Below are 17,461 nucleotides of genomic sequence, written 5' to 3'. Positions count from 1 at the left end.
GGCCTGGGAGGTCTCACGGGCCGGCCCGCCCCGCTGGGCAGCCGGACGCTCTCGCCCCTCACAGATAGATTTGCCGACGACAGGCACGGCAGCAGGTCCGGCCCTCGCACAGTCTGGTCTCCGCGTGGTCGCACGGCTCCGGCAGCCGGTCGCCGCGGCTGACGGCGATCCGTAACACCGCCCGCAGCGCCTCGCGGAGTCCGGTGGCCAGGCGCCACAACTCTTGAGGGTCCACGGCCGCCGGGGCGGGCGGGGGCGGGGTGTCGTCCAGCAGGGTCTCGGCCGCCGCGAGCAGTTCGCTCTCGACCGTGTCGGCGAGGACGGAGAGGTGACTGTCCGGGCCGTCCGTGCTCAGGTAGCACGGACCACCGTCCGGCCTGGTCCACGGCAGCAGCCGGGGCGGCGAACCCTCGAACATCTGACTCACTTCCTTCGTGTCGACCGTCCTCACTACCGTGTGTATCGCCATCGCGACCCTGTGGGACATGGCCTCAACGCGGGTGTTCCGTCCCCCTGTTGAGCCGGGACGACCGAGAGCTGACGCACATGAAGTTCACCTCGAAGGAACTGACCCCCTACCTCTCCGCCCGCCACTACTTCGGCTCCGAACAACGCCGCCACCGCGAACGCGCCAAGCTCTCCCTGGTGCAGCTCGCGGACATCGTCAACTTCAGCAAGAGCACCCTGGCGCGCGTCGAGACCGCGGAGCTGATGCCCCCACCGGAACTCCCCGCCACCCTCGACGCGGCCTTCGGCACCGAGCAGTACTTCCACGGCCTGTACGAACTGGCCAAGCGGGAGGCACACCCGGACCAGTACCGGCGCTTCATGGACTTCGAGGCCCGCGCAGAGGTGATCGAGGTGTATGAACCGCAGGCGGTACCTGGGTTGTTGCAGACGCGGGAGTACGCCCGTGCGTCCCTGGGTTGCCAGGACTTGCCCCAGGAGCAGATCGACCAGCGTGTCAACGCCCGAATGTCCCGTCAGGAGCGCCTGCACGCGGACTCCCCGCCCTACCGATGGGCCATCATCGACGAGGCTGTGCTGCGACGGGAAACGGGCAGCCGGGAGTGCACCTACAAACAACTGGCTCGGCTGCTCGAACAGGTGGATACTCCCGACAGTAGGGTGCAGGTCATGCCGTTCAGCGCGGGTCCGTACCCACTGATGGGCGGCGCCCTGAACCTGTTGACGCTTCCCGACGGCTCCACCGTGGCCTACGAAGAGGGCATCGAGATCGCGCATCTCTACGAGAGTTCGGAAGCCGTGAAGAACTGGCGGCGCCGATACGAGGTGCTGCGTGCGAACGCCCTCTCACTGGCGGAGTCAGCGGTGCTGATCCGAAAGGCAATGGAGGACTACAAGCCATGCGACACACAACCGATTTGAGCGCGGCTCGCTGGCGCAAGAGCAGCTACAGCAACACCAACGGAGGCAGCTGCGTCGAGATCGCCGACCACTTCCCCGGCCTCGTCCCCGTACGCGACAGCAAGAACCCCCACGGCCCCGCACTCCTCATCCCGGCCACAGCCTGGACCGAGTTCGTCGCCTCGCTCAAGCACCAGGGCTAGACACGCAGTTCGGCCCGTCCCGGTATGCCGACGGGACGGGCCGAGTCGTTATAGGGACACGCTCTGCCCCTCGGGCGTGACCGTGATGCGGTAGCGGTCCCTGGTGGGGCTGCCCGCTGCGGTCCAGGCGCAGTAGGCGGATTCGACCTCGTCCCAGAGGCGGCGGGGGCCGTGTTGTTCGGTCTCGTAGGTGGTGTGGCCGGGGACGTATTCGGCGGTGGCCCACGAGGTGCGGGCGTCGTCGAAGAGCCAGTAGGTGGCTTCGTCGCTGCCGTCGTCGGCGGGGCACAGGAGGGGCCAGGCGTCGCGTACGCGGAGGCCGACGGCGAAGCGGGCGTGCGGGTTCTCCTCCAGGACGCGGGGGTCGAGGGTGGTCGTCGCGCGGTCGCCCTCCTCGCCGTGGTACCAGTCGCGGATGCGGCCGTAGGAGCGGCGCTGCCGGCGGGCCCACATGAAGGCGGGGCGGCCGGAGAAGCCGCCGGTGGCCCGGCCGTTCCGGACGGTGAGGGTGGCGAACGAGTAGGAGTGGAACGAGGAGCCCCACGGGGTGAGGATCGTGCCGCCCGGTGCGGTCTGTGCCACCCAGGCGTAGGGGATGTCGCGGACCGTGCAGGTGGCGAGGGTGCGGTCGAAGGGCGCCTGCTCGGGTACGCCGGCCAGGCCGTCGCCGCAGACCAGACGCGGGTGCAGGCCGGCCCGCGCCAGATTGCCCCGGGCGATGTCGTGGAGGGTCTTGTCGGTCTCGATGCTGGTGGTGCGGTCCTCACCGAGCCGGTGTGCGAGCCAGGCGGCGTGGTAGCCGGTGCCGGTGCCGATCTCCAGTACGGTGTCGCCGTCCCGGACGACGGCGGCCATGGCCAGCATGAGGGAGGGCATGGACGTGGAGCACGTCGGGAAGGTGACCCCGCCGGTCACGGGACGGCCGTCGTTGTGCTGGGTGATCAGCGGGAGGTCGGCGTAGACCATGCGCCGCCACTCCGCCTCGTTCGCGGAGCGGGAGACGGTGCGGTCGCCCACCTCGAAGGTGTCCGGCACGAAGTGGGCGCGGTCGACGGCGGCGACGGTTGGCGCCCACTCCGGTGTCAGGGCGCCCTTGTTGCGCAGGATTTCCAGCAGCCGGTCCGGCGAGGACATGGCGCCGCCCCCTACTTCTTCGTCGGCGGGTCGGTCACCGGCTTGGTCCACCGGCCGTCGGACTCCTTCGGGCTCTGCTGCCGGTCGCCCTCCGCGCCGCCCTTGCCGTCACCGTGCTTTCCCACTGCGGTCCCCCTTCGTCGGTGAGTGGTGCCGGAGCGGCCCCGGGCCGCCCCGTGAGCGGATGCCCAGCACGATGCCCCCGCAAGCACCGGCTTGCGGGGGCATCGTTTCTTCAGCGGGCTGGGCCGGTCGGGCCGTCGTCAGACGCCCGCCGGCTCCGGGGAGCGGTCGGACTCCCCGGACTGCGGGCCGGTCTCGCCGGACCGCTTCGCCGCCTTCTTCGCCGCCCGGCGCTCCTTGCGGAGTTCGATCATCGCGTAGAGCGTCGGGACGAGGAGGAGGGTGAGCAGGGTGGAGGTGATCAGACCGCCGATCACGACCACGGCCAGCGGCTGGGATATGAAGCCGCCGTCGCCGGTGATGGACAGGGCCATCGGGAGCAGCGCCATGATCGTGGCCAGGGCGGTCATGAGGATCGGGCGGAGACGGTGGCGGCCGCCCTCGATGACCGCTTCGACGACGCCGTGACCCTGCGCGCGGTACTGGTTGATCAGGTCGATCAGCACGATGGCGTTGGTGACCACGATGCCGATCAGCATCAGCATGCCGATCATCGCCGGGACGCCCAGCGGGGTGCCGGTGGCGACCAGCAGGCCGATCGCGCCGGTCGCCGCGAAGGGGATCGAGACGAGCAGGATCATCGGCTGGACCATCGAGCGGAAGGTGGCCACCAGGAGCATGAAGACGATGGCGATGGCCGCCAGCATCGCCAGGCCGAGCGAGGAGAACGCGTCGGACTGGTCCTGGGAGACGCCGCCGATCGTCGCGGTGGCGCCGTCCGGCAGCTTCAGCGCGTCGATCTTCTGCTGGAGCTGGGTGCTGACCGCGCCGGTGTTGTCGCCGGTCGGCTTGGCGGTGATGGTCGCCGAGCGGGCGCCGTCGATCCGGGTCATCTGGACCGGGCCGGGGACGGTCTTCACGGTGGCCAGGCTGCTGAGCTTGGCCGGGCCGGACGGGGTCGGGACGGCCAGGTTCTTCAGCTCGTCCTCGGTGGTGGCCGGGTGGGCCGACTGGACGACGATGTCCCGCTCGGTGTCGCCCAGTACGGCCTTGCCGCTGGTGGTGCCGCGGACCGCCTGGGTCACCGCCGCGCCGAGCGAGGCCTGGTCGTAACCGGCCGCGGCCGCCTTGGCGTTGGGCTTCACGGAGATCCGGGGGACGCTCTGGGAGAGGTCGCTCTGGACGTCGGTGACGTCGTCGAGGCCGGCGACGGTCTTGCGGACCTGCTCGCTGGCCGTCTTCAGGACACCGGCGTCACCGGCCTTGACGACCACGCTCAGGTCCTGGCTGCCGAAGCCGCCGCCGGTGGCGAAGCTGGTGTCGCCGATGGACTCACCGAGCTTGTCGAGGTCGGCGCGCAGCGCGTCGGTGACCTTGTCGGAGTCCCCGGAGTCCTTCAGCTTGAGCTGGTAGGAGGCCTGGTTGGCGCCGGTGCCGCCGCCGAAGGCCGCCATGAAGCCGGAGGAGCCGACGGTGACCTGGTAGTCGGCGATGTCGTCGTTGGCCGCGAGCACCTTCTCGACCCGCTCGGCCTGCTTGTCGGCGGCGCCCAGGCTGGTGCCGGGCTTGAGTTCCTGCTTGAGGGTGAGGGTGTCCTGGGCGCCCTGGTCGAGGAAGTTGGTCTTGAGCAGGGGGCCCATCGCGAAGGTGCCGAGGAGGACGACCACGGCGATGGCCAGGCTGGTGAGCCGGCGGCGGGTGGCGAACCGCAGGACCGGGACGTAGAAGCGCTGGAGGGGGCTCTTGGCCTCCTTCTCCTCGGCCGCCCGGCGCAGGTCGTCCACCGTGGTGCCCTCGGGGATCTGCGGGGCCCGCAGGAACCAGTAGGACAGCACCGGGACGACGGTCAGGGAGACGATCAGGGAGGAGAGCAGGGCGACGGTCACCGTCACCGAGAAGGAGCCGAACAGCGCGCCGACCATGCCGCCGACCACACCGATCGGGAGGAAGACCGCGACCGTGGTGAGGGTGGAGGAGGTGACCGCTCCGGAGACCTCCTTGACGGCGGTGAGGATGGCCTCGCGGCGCTCCTCGCCGTAGCCCAGGTGCCGCTTGATGTTCTCCAGGACGACGATGGAGTCGTCGACGACGCGGCCGATCGCGATGGTCAGCGCGCCGAGGGTGAGCATGTTGAGGGAGAGGTCACCGGTCCACAGCACGATCAGGGTGATGACGACCGAGAGCGGGATGGAGACCGCGGTCACCAGCGTGGAGCGCAGGCTGAGCAGGAAGACCAGGATGACGATGACCGCCATGGCGAGGCCGAGCAGGCCCTCGGTGGTCAGCGAGTCGATCGACTTGGAGACCTGCGGGCCCTGGTCGGAGGCGACCGTGAGGTGGGTGCCCTTGCCCAGGTCCTGACGGATCGTGGGGAGCTTGTCCTTGACGGCGTCGGAGATGGCGACGGCGCTGCCGTCCTTGTCCATCGTCACGTTCAGGGCGAGGCTGGGCTTGCCGTTGGTGCGGGTCAGGGACGTCGGAGTGGCCTGCTTCTCCTTGACGGTGGCGACATCACCAAGACGGACCGCGCCGCCCGCACTCCCGCCCGCGGACGGACCGCCGGAGGGAGCACCTGCGGAGGGCGCACCGCCGCCGGACGCACCGGCGCCCGAGGAGGCGTCACCGCCCGCGGACGCACCCGCGCCCGCACCGCCGCCCGCCGACGGGGCGAGCCGGAGGTCCTTGATCTGTTCGACGGAGGTGAAGCCGGCGCCGACCTGGACGGTCTTGCTCCTGCCGTCCTCGGAGAACGATCCCGCGGGCACCGACGTCCCGCCGTTCTGCAGCGCCTGGCCCAGCGACTGGGTGGTCAGCCCGGCGGCGGCGAGCTTCTTGTCGTCGGGGGTGACCGCGACGATCCGGTCCTGGACGCCGTCCACGGTGACCTGGCTGACGCCGTCGATGTTCTTCAGGTCCGGCACGACGCTGCGGTTGAGCTGGTCGGCCAGCGTCTGCTGGTCCTTGGACTCGGAGGAGACGGCGAGGACCACGGTGGGGATGTCGTCGGTCGAGCCGGACACCACCTGCGGGTCGACGTCCTTGGGCAGCTTCGCGCGGGCGCGGTTCACGGCCTGCTGGACGTCGGCGACCAGGCGCTTGGAGTCGTTGCCGTAGTCGAACTGGGCCATGATGACGCCCGAGCCCTCGCTCGACGTCGAGGTGACGGACTTGATGCCGTCGACGCCCTGGACGCCGTCCTCAAGCGGTTCGATGACCTGCTTCTCGACGACGTCCGGCGAGGCGCCCTGGTACGGCGCCAGGACGGACACCATCGGAAGTTCGATGGAGGGCAGGAGCTGCTGCTTCAGCTGGGGGATCGCGATGGCACCGAAGGCGATCGCCACGATCGACATCAGCGCTATCAGGCCCCGTTGTACGAGGCTGAGTCGGGACAGCCAGGACATGGGTGGGGTCTCTCTTCTGTTCTGAAACGGTCGGCGGGGCCTTTCCCGGGCCCACCTACACCTTCCGCCATGCCCTGGCCTGTTTTCCTCGCTCGCAAGTCGGTTTCCGGCCGGAAGTCGTACCGCGTTCGGAGTAGGGGCCGCTCCGCCCTCACTGCACCCTTGGGCGTACGAGTCCGGACTCGTAGGCGATGACGACGAGCTGGGACCGGTCGCGGGCGCCCAGCTTGGCCATCGCGCGGTTCACATGCGTCTTGACGGTGAGCGGGCTGACCGCGAGCTGCTCGGCGATCTCGTCGTTGGACAGCCCGCCGGCCACCAGGGTCAGCACCTCGCGCTCGCGGCCGGTCAGCGTCGCCAGCCGCTCGCCGCCCCCGCCGCCGGGCCCGCCGTCGGCCGAACTGCCGGCCTGCGCGAGGAACTTGGCGATCAGGCCCTTGGTGGCGACGGGCGAGAGCAGCGCCTCACCGGCCGCCGCGATCCGGATCGCGTTCAGCATCTCGTCCGGCTCCGCACCCTTGCCGAGGAAGCCGCTGGCGCCGTTCCGCAGCGACTCCACCACGTAGTCGTCGACCTCGAAGGTGGTCAGGATGACCACCCGGACGCCGGTGAGCTCGGGGTCCTCGCTGATCATGCGGGTGCCGGCCAGGCCGTCCACACCGGGCATCCGGATGTCCATCAGCACGACGTCGGGCCGCTCCGCCCGGGTCAGCTCGTACGCCTGGGCCCCGTCGGAGGCCTCCCCCACCACCCGCATGTCGGGCTCGGAGTCGACCAGCACCCGGAAGGCACTGCGCAGCAGCGCCTGGTCGTCGACGAGCAGCACCTTGATCGTCACAATGTCTCCCCCGTACGGACGGTCTGCAGCGGAAGGGTCACCCGCACCTGGAAGCCGCCGGCCGCGCGCGGGCCGGTCACGACCGTGCCGCGCAGCGCGAAGACCCGCTCGCGCATCCCGACCAGGCCGTGGCCGCCGCCGCTGTCCTCCGGCTCGCCGGCTTCCACGGGCGGCCGGTCGCCGCCCTTCTGCCGCGGGACACCGGCCCGGCCCGCGCCGTCGTCCAGGACGGTCACGGTCAGCGTGGTGTCGGAGTGGCCGATCCGCACCGTGGCGCGGGCGCCCTCGCCGGCGTGCTTATGGATGTTGGTCAGCGCCTCCTGGACCACCCGGTAGGCGGTGAGGTCGACGGAGGCGGGCAGCGTCCGGGTCGGCTGCGGGATCTCCAGGTCGACCGGGATGCCGGCCCGGACGAACCCGTCGACGAGCTGGTCGAGCACGCCGAGGCCGGGCGCGGGCTCGGTCGGCGCCTTGGGGTCGTCGGACTGCCGCAACAGGCCGACGGTGGCGCGGAGTTCGTCCAGCGCCGAACGGGAGGCCTCCCGGACATGGGCCAGCGCCTGCTTGGCCTGGTCGGGGCGGCTGTCCATGACGTGCGAGGCGACCCCGGCCTGGACGTTGACCAGCGCGATGTGGTGGGCGACGACATCGTGCAGCTCACGGGCGATCCGCATGCGCTCCTCGGCGACCCGGCGCCGGGCCTCCTCCTCGCGGGTGCGCTCGGCCCGTTCGGCGCGCTCCCGGATGGCGGTCACGAAGGCACGGCGGCTGCGGACCGCGTCACCGGCCGCCGCGGCCATGCCCGTCCAGGCGAAGATGCCGATGTTCTCCTGGGCGTACCAGGGGCGGGGCCCGTAGAGCATCGCGGCGGCGGTCAGGCCCACGACGGTCAGCGCGCCGACCCGCCAGGTGGTGGGCCGGTCGGTGCGCGAGGCCAGGGTGAAGAGGGCGATCACGGCGGCGCCCGCCACCGGGGCGCGCGGATCGCTGCCGCGGCAGATCAGTTCGATGACGGTGAGCGCGCCGGTGGCGGCCAGGACGCTACGGGGCAGCCGGCGGCGCAGGACCAGGGCGGCGCAGGCCAGCGCGGCCAGCACCACGGTCGTGGCGGACGGCTCGTGGGCGGCGAAGCGCGGGCCGTGCGGGCCGTGCGGATCGGCCACGGCACCGAACACGATGCCGGCGAAGGCGGCCCCGGCCAGGACGGCGTCGCAGGCCAGCGGATGCGTCCGGTACCACCGGAAGCGGCCGGCGCGGGGCGCGTCCGGGCGGGGGTCGAGGAGGCTCACAAGAGCAAACGGTAGCGCCCCGGTCCCTCACGGGGCCGGGGCGCGGTGCGCTGGAGTAAAGCGTTCGGGCCGGGAGCGGCGGCGTCAGCCCGGGATGAGACCGTCGTCGCTGAGCATCTCCCGGACCTCGTCAAGGGTCGCGTCCGGGGACGGCAGGATGAGTTCGGAGGGTTCCAGGGCGTCGTCGGGGAGCGGGGTGCCCAGGCGGCGCACCGCGTCCAGCAGGGCGCCGAGGGTGCGCCGGAAGCCCGCTTCGTCGCCGCTCTCCATCTCGTCGAGCAGCTCATCGTCCAGCTTGTTGAGCTCGGCGAAGTGGGCGTCGTCCAGCTTCACCTGGCCCTCCCCCATGATCCGTACGATCACGACGGTCTCCCTTGGTCCGGTCCGACGATCTCTGCGAGGCTAACCGCCGCCGTCCGTCACTGCTTGTCGAAACGCGGCCGGTCCTGCTGCGGGGAGGACTGCGCCGCGCCGTTCTGGCCGCCCTCGATGGCCTGCTGGCCGCCGGACGGGCCTCCCGAGAGCTCGGCCTTCATCCGCTGCAGCTCCAGCTCGACGTCGCTGCCGCCGGAGAGCCGGTCCAGCTCGGCGGTGATGTCGTCCTTGGCCATGCCGGACGGGTCGTCCAGCGCGCCGGACGCCATCAGCTCGTCGATGGCACCGGCCCGGGCCTGCAGCTGCGCGGTCTTGTCCTCCGCGCGCTGGATGGCCATGCCGACGTCGCCCATCTCCTCGGAGATGCCGGAGAAGGCCTCGCCGATCCGGGTCTGCGCCTGGGCCGCCGTGTAGGTGGCCTTGATCGTCTCCTTCTTCGTACGGAAGGCGTCGACCTTGGCCTGCAGCCGCTGCGAGGCGAGCGTGAGCTTCTCCTCCTCACCCTGCAGCGTCTGGTGCTGCTGCTCCAGGTCCGAGACCTGCTGCTGCAGCGCGCTGCGCCGGGTCAGCGCCTCACGGGCCAGGTCCTCGCGGCCGAGCGCCAGCGCCTTGCGGCCCTGGTCCTCCAGCTTGGCGGACTGGCCCTGGAGCTGGTTGAGCTGCAGCTCCAGGCGCTTGCGGGAGGTCGCCACGTCGGCGACGCCGCGGCGTACCTTCTGAAGCAGCTCCAGCTGCTTCTGGTACGAGTAGTCGAGGGTCTCGCGCGGGTCTTCGGCCCGGTCCAGGGCCTTGTTGGCCTTCGCGCGGAAGATCATCCCCATCCGCTTCATGACACCATCGCTCATGGGCCTCGCGCGCCCCCTTCTGACCGAGTCACCTCGGGCTTAGGCTCCAGCACATCTACAGACCCCACAGTACGGGCCCTGGTTCCATTACCGCACTGTTCGCGCCCGGATGCGCTCCTCCTCCAGGACGATCGGGTGGCCCCTCTCCTCCCGCGCAAGGAGTAGGGAGAGTCCGGACAATCGGCGTGATGCCCGCTCTGTCCCGATAGGGCGTGGCTTTTGTCCCGGAGAACGCCGCACCCGCGACGCGCCGTTGCCGGATCGTTCCCCGTCGGACCGTGGCCGACCCGCGGCGAGCACGTACCCTTGGGTGTTGTGTTCCGAAGCCGTTCGAAGGATGAGCAGGCCGCGACCGCCAAGGTGACCGCGGACCAGCCCCAGCAGCCCCGCGACCCGCAGGCCCCGAAGGGCCGCCCGACACCGAAGCGCAGTGACGCCCAGTCGCAGCGCCGCTCCCGTGCGCATACGCCGGCCAACCGCAAGGACGCGGCGAAGGCCCAGCGTGAGGCGCGCCGCGCCGACATGGCCCGCCAGCGCGAGGCGATGGCCAGCGGCGACGAGCGGTATCTGCCGGTGCGCGACAAGGGACCGGTGCGCCGGTTCGCGCGGGACTACGTCGACTCCCGCTGGGCCGTCGCCGAGTTCTTCCTGCCCATGGCCGTGGTGATCCTGGTGCTCACCATGATCCGGGTGCCCTCGATCCAGAGCATCGCGCTGCTGCTGTGGCTCGTGATCATCGTGCTGATCGTGCTCGACTCGGCCCTGATCTGGTTCCGGCTGGGCAAGCTGCTCCAGGAGCGCTTCCCGAACGAGAACCTCAAGGGCGTGAAGGCCTACGCGGTGATGCGGACGCTCCAGATGCGCCGGCTGCGCCTGCCGAAGCCGCAGGTGAAGCGCGGCGAGAAGCCGTAGCCGCAGACGGTACGACGCCGGGCCGGGCCCCTGAGGGGTCCGGCCCGGCGTCGTTCGTGCTCAGGCCTCCGTGTCCGCGTGCAGGCTCATGGGGCCGGTGTAGATCTCGGTGCCGTCCTCGAAGAGCCTGACCTGGTCGACTCCGCCGTCGAGGAGGGCCTTCCACTCCTCGCCGATCCATGACTCCGCGTCGCCCTGGGTGGTGAACTCCTCCGGTTGCACGGCGGGCGCCGCCTCCGAACCGTCGGCCTTCTCGAACCGCCACGTCCACGCCATCTGCGCCTCCTGGGTGCCACCGGGTACGAATCTGCGCCGCGCGGAGCGGGTCCGAACACGCTCCGCGGGGCCGGGTTTCCGTGCTGACCGGCAGCCTAACGGCCGTGTCGAGTCCGCCCCCGCCGCGCCTGCCGGGCAGGGACGCGAGAAACTCGGCGGTGTGGACGTGACTCTCCTCGGCACCGGGGCCCCGCAGGGGCTGCCGCGCCCCGGCTGCCCGTGTGCCGCCTGTGCGACCGCCGTCGGCGACGAGGCGCGGGCGGCCACCGCGCTGCTCGTCGACGGCGCGCTGCTGATCGATCTGACCCCGGGTCCGGCCTTCGCGGCGGCCCGCGCCGGGCGGTCGCTGGCGGGCGTGCGGCAGGTGCTGCTCTCGCATCCGCACGACGGTCCGGCGCTGGAGGTGCCGGCCGGGCTGCCGCAGCCGGGCCGGGTCGCGGACGGACGGGAGCTGGCGCTGCTCGACGGGCACCGGGTGCGGGCCGTCGCGGTGGACACCCCGGGGACCGGCTACGAGGTCTCCGGCGCCGACGGCGAGCGGCTGCTGTATCTGCCGCCGGGCGCGGCCCCGGCCGGACTCGGCGAGGGGAACGGCCCGGCGGCGGGCGGCGGCGACCCGGACGCGGGCGGCACCGGCCCGTACGACCTGGTGCTGCTCGACGTGCTGGGCCGGCCGGACGCGCTGGCCAGACTGCGGGCGGGCGGGGCGGTCGACGCGGCGACGGACGTACTGGCGGTGCACCTCGACCACGACGTGCCGCCGGGGCCCGAGCTGCACCGCCGGCTGGCGGCGGTGGGCGCCCGCGCGGTGGCGGACGGCAGCACGCTGGTGGTCGGCGAGTTCCACGCGGTGCCGGATCTGCCGCGGCGCACGCTGGTGCTGGGCGGGGCGCGCAGCGGGAAGTCGGTGGAGGCGGAGCGGCGGCTCGCGGCCTTCCCCGACGTGGTGTACGTGGCCACCGGGGGCACCCGGGACGGCGACGAGGACTGGGCGCACCGGGTCTCGCTGCACCGCGAGCGGCGGCCGGGCAGCTGGCGCACCGTCGAGACCTGCGATCTGGTGCCGCTGCTGACGGCCGCCGGGCCCGGCGAAGGCCCCGGCGCCGGACGGCCGGCGGAGGCGTCACCGCTGCTCATCGACTGTCTGGCGCTGTGGCTGACGCATGTCATGGACAAGGTCGGGGCGTGGGACGACGCGACCTGGGAGGCCGGCGGGCGGCGGGCGCTGCGGGAGCGGACCGACGCGCTGGCGGCGGCGGTGCGGGCGACGCACCGGCGGGTGGTGGCGGTCAGCAACGAGGTGGGTTCCGGGGTGGTCCCGGCGACCCCGGCGGGCCGGCGGTTCCGGGACGAACTGGGGCGGCTGAACGCGGCGTTCGGCGCGGAGTGCGAGCAGGTGCTGCTGGTCGTCGCGGGCCAGGCGCTTGCGCTGCGCGGATGACGCAGGCCCGGCGGGCCCCGTGTCCGCTTGCCCGGGGGCGCGGCGCCTAGTGCTCTTGGACCGTGACCGATTCCGAGCGGACCGAGAGCGAAGCGCCGGGCGGGTGGGGAGCGGGGCCCTTCCGGGAGCCGGGGGCGCGCGGGCGGCGTTTCGACGCGGCCGTCCGCGGCTACCTGGCGCGGTATCCGGAGGCGACGGTGGTCGCGCTCGGGGAGGGGCTCGGCACCGGCTTCTGGCGGCTGGACAACGGGCGGCTCAGCTGGCTGACGGTGGTGGCGCCGGAGACCGCGGCGGTGCGCCGGATACTGCTGCCGGACGGCGCCCGGCGGCGTACGGTCGCCCGCGCGGTGACCGATCACCGCTGGCTGGACGCGGTGCCGGAGCCGGAGCGCGGGGTGGTGGTCACCGCGCCGGGGGTGCTGATGCGGCTGTCGCCGCCCGCGGTGCGCGCCCTGCTGGCGGTGTGCGCGGAGCGGTTTCCCGGCGGGGCGCTGGTTTTTGACGTGCTGCCACGGCCGGCCATGGCGCTGGCCCGGCGGGCGGCCGGGCCGGGCGGCGGCCGGTGGCCGGGGCCGGTGCGCTGGGGGCTCGACCGTGCCGAACTGCCGCGGGTGGCCGGTGCGCATCCGGGGATCGTCGCGGTGCGGGAGGTCGGTCCGGTGCGGGCGCCGGGGCGGTGGGCGCCGTTCGGCCCGGCGGGCCGGCTCCGGCGGCGGATGCCGGTGCTGGGCGCGCTGGCGCCCCTGGTGTGCGAGGTGCGGTTCGCGGCGGCCGGTTCCCCCCGGCGGGCCTCGTCAGCGGTGCGTTGACGGTAATCTGCGCCCAATGAGCGCCCTGAACCTCGATGACTTCGCCCATCTGATCGAGCGCCCCGACGGTGGGGTGCGCCGTGACGCCGAGGAGCGGCGGGCGCGGCTGGCCGTCCCGCCGGGGGCCCTCGGCCGCCTCGACGAGCTGGGCGAGTGGCTGGCCGCCGCCCAGCAGCAGGTGCCGGTGCGGCCGGTGGAGCGGCCGCGGGTGCTGCTGTTCGCGGGCGATCACGGGGTGGCGGAGCTGGGGGTGTCGGCCCGGCCGGCCGGCGGCACCAGGGATCTCGTACGGGCCGTGCTGGACGGGGCGAGCCCGGCCGCGGTGCTGGCGCGGAACACCGGCGCGGAGCTGCGCGTGGTGGACCTGGCGGTGGACTGCGATCCGGCGGAGCTGCCGGAGGAGGTCACCCGGCACCGGGTGCGGCGGAGTTCGGGCCGGATCGACACCGAGGACGCGCTGACGGCCGAGGAGGCCGAGGCCGCCTTCCGGGCCGGGATGGCCGTCGCGGACGAGGAGGCGGACGCCGGTACCGACCTCGTGGTGCTGGGCGATCTGAGCGTCGGCGGGACGACGGCCGCGAGCACGCTGATCGCCGCGCTGTGCGGGACGGACGCCTCGGTGGTCACCGGGCGGGGCGGCGCCGGGATCGACGACCTGGCGTGGATGCGCAAGTGCGCGGCGGTCCGCGACGCGCTGCGGCGGGCCCGTCCGGTGCTCGGCGACCAGCTGGAGCTGCTGGCCGCGGTCGGCGGCGCGGATCTGACCGCGATCACCGGCTTCCTGCTGCAGAGCGCGGTGCGCCGGACCCCGGTGATCCTGGACGGGGTGGTCTCGGCGGCCTGTGCGCTGGTGGCGCAGCGGGTGGCGTTCCGGGCGCCGGACTGGTGGCTGGCCGGGCAGGCGAGCAGGGAGCCGGCGCAGGCCAAGGCGCTGGACCGGATCGCACTCAACCCTCTGCTCGACCATGGCGTCACTGCGGGTGAGGGGACGGGGGCGCTGCTGGCCCTGCCACTGGTGCAGGCGGCCGCGGCCCTGGCGGCAGAACTGCCCGTACGCGACTGACCGGAGCCGGCCCACGCGGCCGGCCCGGCAGGAAGCGCACGGACGGGCGCCCGGAATCCGGGCGCCCGCTTCCCGCCCGTACCGGACCACCCGGCGGCGCCCCATAAGATCGCGCTTTACACGGTTTATGGGAGACATCGGTTGAGTCCGGACGAAGGCCGCGCGCGCGGCTCATGGTCACAGCGTGGTGCCGCGTTCGGCATCTGGTATCTGCGCACGGTCACCTTCATCAATGTGCTGAGTGCGGTGTGGGTGTCGTTCGGCAGTGATATCCGCCGGCACAACAGCGCGGAATTCTTCACTCCGTATCTGCTGACGGCGGGATTCGCCTCCGGCGCCTTCTCGCTGTTCCTGTCGGTCACCCTGCGGCGGGGAAAGCGGGCGGCGTGGATTCTGAATCTGGCGCTGTCCGGGCTGCTGGCGCTGCTGTTCGCCTGGGCGATGGTGGCGGCCCCGGAGTTCCGCGGACATGTGCAGAACTGGATGTCGCTGGGACTGACCGTGCTGTTCGCCGCCGCGCTCGTGGCCGGGCGCCGGGAATTCTCCGCGAAGGGCGACCGGGCGAACCCGAAACTGGCGGCGGCGGTCGCGGCCGGCGGCCTGCTGGCCGCCTCGCTGCTCGCGGCGCTGCTGGTGACCGTCACCAACACCGCGGCGGGCTCCTCGACCTTCGTGCAGCGCTGGCGCTACGGCCTGATGCGGCTGGTGTCGCTGGTCGCCGACGACCGCGCCTTCCCGGAGATCGCCACCCCGAACTGGGTCAACGCCGCGATCAACGTGCTGAGCGCGCTGCTGCTGGTCGCCGTCCTGTGGGCGGCGTTCCGGTCCGTACGGAGCACCGAGGCGCTCACCGCGGACGACGAGGAGCGGCTGCGGGCCCTGCTGGCGCGGCACGGCGACCGCGATTCGCTGGGCTACTTCGCGCTGCGCCGCGACAAGAGCGTGCTGTTCTCCCCCAGCGGCAAGGCCGCCGTCACCTACCGCGTGGTGGGCGGGGTCTCCCTGGCCTCCGGCGATCCGCTCGGCGACCCGGAGGCCTGGCCGGGGGCGATCGAGGTGTGGCTGGCCGAGGCGCGGGAGCACGGCTGGGCGCCGGCGGTGATGGGGGCGAGCGAGGAGGGCGGCACGATCTACGCCCGGCACGGCCTGGACGCGCTGGAGCTGGGCGACGAAGCGATCGTGGAGACCGCGGAGTTCACCCTCGGCGGCCGGGCGATGCGCACCGTGCGGCAGGCCTACAGCCGCATCGAGCGGGCCGGGTACACGGTCACCATCCGGCGCCACGAGGACATCCCGGCCCCGGAGATGGACCGGCTGCTGCGGCTGGCCGACGACTGGCGCGACGGGGAGACCGAGCGCGGTTTCTCGATGGCGCTGGGCCGGCTCGGCGACCCGGGCGACGGGCGCTGCGTGATGCTCGAATGCCGGGACGGCGGCAGCGGGGCGGAGCCCGGTGAACTGCGGGCGCTGCTCAGCTTCGTGCCGTGGGGCGACAAGGGCCTTTCGCTGGATCTGATGCGGCGGGAGAGGAACTCCGAGAACGGACTGATGGAGTTCATGGTGCTGGAGCTGATCCAGCGGGCGAAAGAGGTGGAGGTCACGCAGCTCTCGCTCAACTTCGCGATGTTCCGTTCTGTCTTCGAACGCGGATCGCGGCTCGGTGCGGGCCCGGTACTGCGCCTGTGGCGCTCGCTGCTCAGCTTCTTCTCCCGGTGGTGGCAGATCGAATCGCTCTATCGCGCCAACGCGAAATACCGGCCGATCTGGGAGCCGCGGTACATGCTCTTCGGAAAAAGCACCGATCTGCTGCGCATCGGAATCGCCGCGGGCCGTGCGGAAGGCTTTCTGGAAGCGCCCGGCCTGCCCAAGTGGCTGAACCGCAAGCACCTGGAGAACGTGAGATGAGTTCGGCCGGTGCGGAGCCGCGGGAGGGGGCCGTGCCGGCCCGGGGAGCGGTGCCCGTCCTGCGCCGTGCCGCGTGCGCCGAGTGGGGACGGCTGCTGCGGACGGTACGGTCCGCGCTCGCCGCCTCGCGGCTGCGGGCGATCCCGCTGACGCTCACCGCGGTGGGGCTGACCCTGGTCCTCCAGTTCGTGCAGAACCAGGCCTGGGGCTACCGGGCCGTCCAGGACATCGGCTCCGTACAGGCCGACGAGCATCTGTGGCTGGCGCTGCTGCGCACCCCGCTGTCGCTGTTCGTGCCCGCGCTGGACCTGCCGGTGTGGGGTGCCCTGGCGCAGATCCTGGTGGTCTTCGGGATCGCCGAGATCTGTGTGGGGCGGCGCCGGCTGCTGGCCGTCGCCTACCTGGCCACGCTCGCCGGAACGATGTACGCGCGGATCGGCATCTGGATCGGCCCGGTGAGCCCGGTGGGGCTGCCCGACTCGGACAAGTACGTCATCGACACCGGGCCGTCGGCGGCCGTGGTGGGGCTGGCGGTGTTCGTGTGCTGGCGCTACCGCGCCTGGTTCACCTGTGCCGCGGTGGTGGTGGCGATGGTCGTCGAGGTGGTGTCCATCAAGAACAACCTCGCGGGCAAGGAACACATCGCGGCGATCCTGGCGGTGCTGGTGCTGTGCGGGGTGCGGGAGCTGTGGCCGCGCCCGGCGGGTCAGCGGCTCGGCGCGCCCCCGACGAAGTCCTCGACCTTGCGGCGCACCGACGACCAGCGGCGGTCGTGACGGTAGGCGCGGACCCGGGCGCGGGCCCGCGCCTTCGGGCGGTTGCGGTAGCAGCGCCTGGCCCAGGGCGAGTTGGGCCGGGCCAGCCGGACCGCACCGAAGACCGCGACGAACGGCACGAACACCCCGATGACCGCGATCCGGCCCTTGCCCTTGAGGAGGGCGACGACCGCGAAGAGGAAGTTGACAGCGACCGTCCGCACGACCGTGAAGCGGTCGGTCTCCTCGTCCGGGCTGAGTTCGTTGACGCCGAACGGCAGGAAGCCGCCGAGGATCAGGGCGACCAGGGCGACGGTGAGGATGACGATCTCGACGCTCTTGGTCCCCTCCTCCGTCCAGTACACGTCGTCCAGGTGCAGGATGAGCGCGAACTCGTCCAGCACGAGGCCCACGCCCATCCCGAACAGCACCGCGGCGACCCCGGTGCCGAAGCCGCGCCGGGCGCCGGCCAGCCCGATGAAGCCGCCGACGACCATCAGCACCACGCCGGGGACGACATGGTGGATATGGACCCCGCCCGGCGTGAGGTTGCGGAACGGCCCCCGGCCCGCGCGGATGAGGCGGGTGACGGCCCGGGTCACCAGGAAGGTCAGCACGAACGAGGCGAGGGCGAGCAGCAGCGGCAGCTTCCCCGGCTCGACGATGTTGCGGTACCACCAGTGGCCCATCCCACACGCTCCCCTTTGTCGCGTAAGGACAC

General features: G+C 72.4%; 17 protein-coding genes. 8 read left to right on the top strand and 9 right to left on the bottom strand.

From position 1 onward, the window contains the following. Window positions 1–58: 58 nt before the first annotated feature. Window positions 59–418 carry a hypothetical protein gene (locus ACGFN2_RS32235; RefSeq protein WP_393366262.1) on the bottom strand — a complete coding sequence of 120 codons (360 nt, stop codon included), beginning with the start codon at window positions 416–418 and terminating at the stop codon, window positions 59–61. A gap of 128 nt (window positions 419–546) precedes the next feature. Between ACGFN2_RS32235 and ACGFN2_RS32230 the strand changes: the two genes are divergently transcribed. Together ACGFN2_RS32230 and ACGFN2_RS32225 are read left to right on the top strand one after the other, a co-directional pair. Beyond that, the gene (locus ACGFN2_RS32230) at window positions 547–1,389 is read left to right on the top strand and encodes a Scr1 family TA system antitoxin-like transcriptional regulator (protein ID WP_393366281.1); all 843 of its coding nucleotides are present in this window, start codon (window positions 547–549) and stop codon (window positions 1,387–1,389) included. Beyond that, window positions 1,368–1,571, top strand: coding sequence for a DUF397 domain-containing protein (locus tag ACGFN2_RS32225; protein WP_393366260.1), 204 nt, complete (start codon window positions 1,368–1,370; stop codon window positions 1,569–1,571). The genes ACGFN2_RS32230 and ACGFN2_RS32225 overlap by 22 nt, the downstream gene beginning before the upstream one ends. 48 nt (window positions 1,572–1,619) lie before the next feature. Here the strand turns inward: ACGFN2_RS32225 and ACGFN2_RS32220 are convergent, their stop codons facing one another. From ACGFN2_RS32220 to ACGFN2_RS32195, 6 genes are all read right to left on the bottom strand, one after another. Further along, window positions 1,620–2,705 carry a methyltransferase domain-containing protein gene (locus ACGFN2_RS32220; RefSeq protein ID WP_362611648.1) on the bottom strand — a complete coding sequence of 362 codons (1,086 nt, stop codon included), beginning with the start codon at window positions 2,703–2,705 and terminating at the stop codon, window positions 1,620–1,622. Window positions 2,706–2,968: 263 nt separating this feature from the next. Next, window positions 2,969–6,232, bottom strand: a complete 3,264-nt coding sequence (locus tag ACGFN2_RS32215) for an efflux RND transporter permease subunit (RefSeq protein WP_393366258.1) — start codon at window positions 6,230–6,232, stop codon at window positions 2,969–2,971. A 151-nt stretch (window positions 6,233–6,383) separates the two neighbouring features. Further along, entirely contained in the window at window positions 6,384–7,070 is a 687-nt protein-coding gene (locus ACGFN2_RS32210) for a response regulator transcription factor (RefSeq protein ID WP_362611644.1), read from the bottom strand. Next, window positions 7,067–8,359 (bottom strand): sensor histidine kinase, encoded by a 1,293-nt coding sequence (locus tag ACGFN2_RS32205; protein ID WP_362611642.1) that lies wholly within the window; start codon window positions 8,357–8,359, stop codon window positions 7,067–7,069. Before ACGFN2_RS32205 ends, ACGFN2_RS32210 begins: the two co-directional genes overlap by 4 nt. A gap of 84 nt (window positions 8,360–8,443) precedes the next feature. Continuing rightward, a complete protein-coding gene (locus ACGFN2_RS32200; RefSeq protein WP_393366256.1) occupies window positions 8,444–8,722 on the bottom strand; it encodes a hypothetical protein in 279 nt (92 codons plus the stop codon). Between the two features lie 56 nt (window positions 8,723–8,778). After that, window positions 8,779–9,579: a PspA/IM30 family protein gene (locus ACGFN2_RS32195; protein WP_386448098.1), complete on the bottom strand. Its 801-nt coding sequence runs from the start codon at window positions 9,577–9,579 to the stop codon at window positions 8,779–8,781. 315 nt (window positions 9,580–9,894) lie between these two features. On the opposite strand from ACGFN2_RS32195, the gene ACGFN2_RS32190 reads away from it, so the two are divergent. Continuing rightward, window positions 9,895–10,491, top strand: a complete 597-nt coding sequence (locus tag ACGFN2_RS32190) for a DUF3043 domain-containing protein (protein ID WP_362611637.1) — start codon at window positions 9,895–9,897, stop codon at window positions 10,489–10,491. Window positions 10,492–10,551: 60 nt separating this feature from the next. Here ACGFN2_RS32190 and ACGFN2_RS32185 read toward each other — a convergent pair whose 3' ends face one another. Further along, window positions 10,552–10,767, bottom strand: coding sequence for a hypothetical protein (locus tag ACGFN2_RS32185; protein WP_362611635.1), 216 nt, complete (start codon window positions 10,765–10,767; stop codon window positions 10,552–10,554). Window positions 10,768–10,927: 160 nt separating this feature from the next. Between ACGFN2_RS32185 and ACGFN2_RS32180 the strand changes: the two genes are divergently transcribed. The 5 genes from ACGFN2_RS32180 to ACGFN2_RS32160 all read left to right on the top strand — a co-directional run bounded on the left by ACGFN2_RS32180 (window position 10,928) and on the right by ACGFN2_RS32160 (window position 16,761). Next, complete coding sequence (locus ACGFN2_RS32180; protein ID WP_393366253.1) at window positions 10,928–12,208, top strand: bifunctional adenosylcobinamide kinase/adenosylcobinamide-phosphate guanylyltransferase; 1,281 nt, start codon at window positions 10,928–10,930, stop codon at window positions 12,206–12,208. A 62-nt stretch (window positions 12,209–12,270) separates the two neighbouring features. Next, complete coding sequence (locus ACGFN2_RS32175) at window positions 12,271–13,017, top strand: class I SAM-dependent methyltransferase (protein WP_362611631.1); 747 nt, start codon at window positions 12,271–12,273, stop codon at window positions 13,015–13,017. A 16-nt stretch (window positions 13,018–13,033) separates the two neighbouring features. Next, the gene (gene cobT, locus ACGFN2_RS32170; protein ID WP_393366251.1) at window positions 13,034–14,080 is read left to right on the top strand and encodes a nicotinate-nucleotide--dimethylbenzimidazole phosphoribosyltransferase; all 1,047 of its coding nucleotides are present in this window, start codon (window positions 13,034–13,036) and stop codon (window positions 14,078–14,080) included. Window positions 14,081–14,221: 141 nt separating this feature from the next. Then, the gene (locus ACGFN2_RS32165) at window positions 14,222–15,985 is read left to right on the top strand and encodes a phosphatidylglycerol lysyltransferase domain-containing protein (RefSeq protein ID WP_393366249.1); all 1,764 of its coding nucleotides are present in this window, start codon (window positions 14,222–14,224) and stop codon (window positions 15,983–15,985) included. Continuing rightward, on the top strand, window positions 15,982–16,761 hold the full coding sequence (locus tag ACGFN2_RS32160; RefSeq protein WP_393366247.1) for a hypothetical protein: 780 nt from the start codon (window positions 15,982–15,984) through the stop codon (window positions 16,759–16,761). Before ACGFN2_RS32165 ends, ACGFN2_RS32160 begins: the two co-directional genes overlap by 4 nt. On the opposite strand, the gene ACGFN2_RS32155 is transcribed toward ACGFN2_RS32160, so the two are convergent. Next, window positions 16,692–17,429, bottom strand: coding sequence for a hypothetical protein (locus ACGFN2_RS32155; protein ID WP_362611626.1), 738 nt, complete (start codon window positions 17,427–17,429; stop codon window positions 16,692–16,694). The genes ACGFN2_RS32160 and ACGFN2_RS32155 overlap by 70 nt on opposite strands. Window positions 17,430–17,461 lie beyond the last annotated feature (32 nt).

This window comes from Streptomyces sp. NPDC048612 (assembly GCF_043199295.1).
Classification (GTDB): Bacteria; Actinomycetota; Actinomycetes; order Streptomycetales; family Streptomycetaceae; genus Streptomyces.
Note: the sequence above shows the minus strand (reverse complement) of the source record. Positions and strands in the feature narration are given on the sequence as shown.

Excerpts from the sequence above, each read along its gene's own strand:
- ACGFN2_RS32230 (WP_393366281.1), top strand. The coding sequence starts at position 547 with ATGAAGTTCACCTCGAAGGAACTGACCCCCTACCTCTCCGCCCGCCAC.
- ACGFN2_RS32155 (WP_362611626.1), bottom strand. The coding sequence starts at position 17,429 with ATGGGCCACTGGTGGTACCGCAACATCGTCGAGCCGGGGAAGCTGCCG.
- ACGFN2_RS32160 (WP_393366247.1), top strand. The coding sequence starts at position 15,982 with ATGAGTTCGGCCGGTGCGGAGCCGCGGGAGGGGGCCGTGCCGGCCCGG.
- ACGFN2_RS32215 (WP_393366258.1), bottom strand. The coding sequence starts at position 6,232 with ATGTCCTGGCTGTCCCGACTCAGCCTCGTACAACGGGGCCTGATAGCG.
- ACGFN2_RS32220 (WP_362611648.1), bottom strand. The coding sequence starts at position 2,705 with ATGTCCTCGCCGGACCGGCTGCTGGAAATCCTGCGCAACAAGGGCGCC.
- cobT (WP_393366251.1), top strand. The coding sequence starts at position 13,034 with ATGAGCGCCCTGAACCTCGATGACTTCGCCCATCTGATCGAGCGCCCC.
- ACGFN2_RS32195 (WP_386448098.1), bottom strand. The coding sequence starts at position 9,579 with ATGAGCGATGGTGTCATGAAGCGGATGGGGATGATCTTCCGCGCGAAG.
- ACGFN2_RS32185 (WP_362611635.1), bottom strand. The coding sequence starts at position 10,767 with ATGGCGTGGACGTGGCGGTTCGAGAAGGCCGACGGTTCGGAGGCGGCG.
- ACGFN2_RS32225 (WP_393366260.1), top strand. The coding sequence starts at position 1,368 with ATGCGACACACAACCGATTTGAGCGCGGCTCGCTGGCGCAAGAGCAGC.
- ACGFN2_RS32235 (WP_393366262.1), bottom strand. The coding sequence starts at position 418 with ATGTTCGAGGGTTCGCCGCCCCGGCTGCTGCCGTGGACCAGGCCGGAC.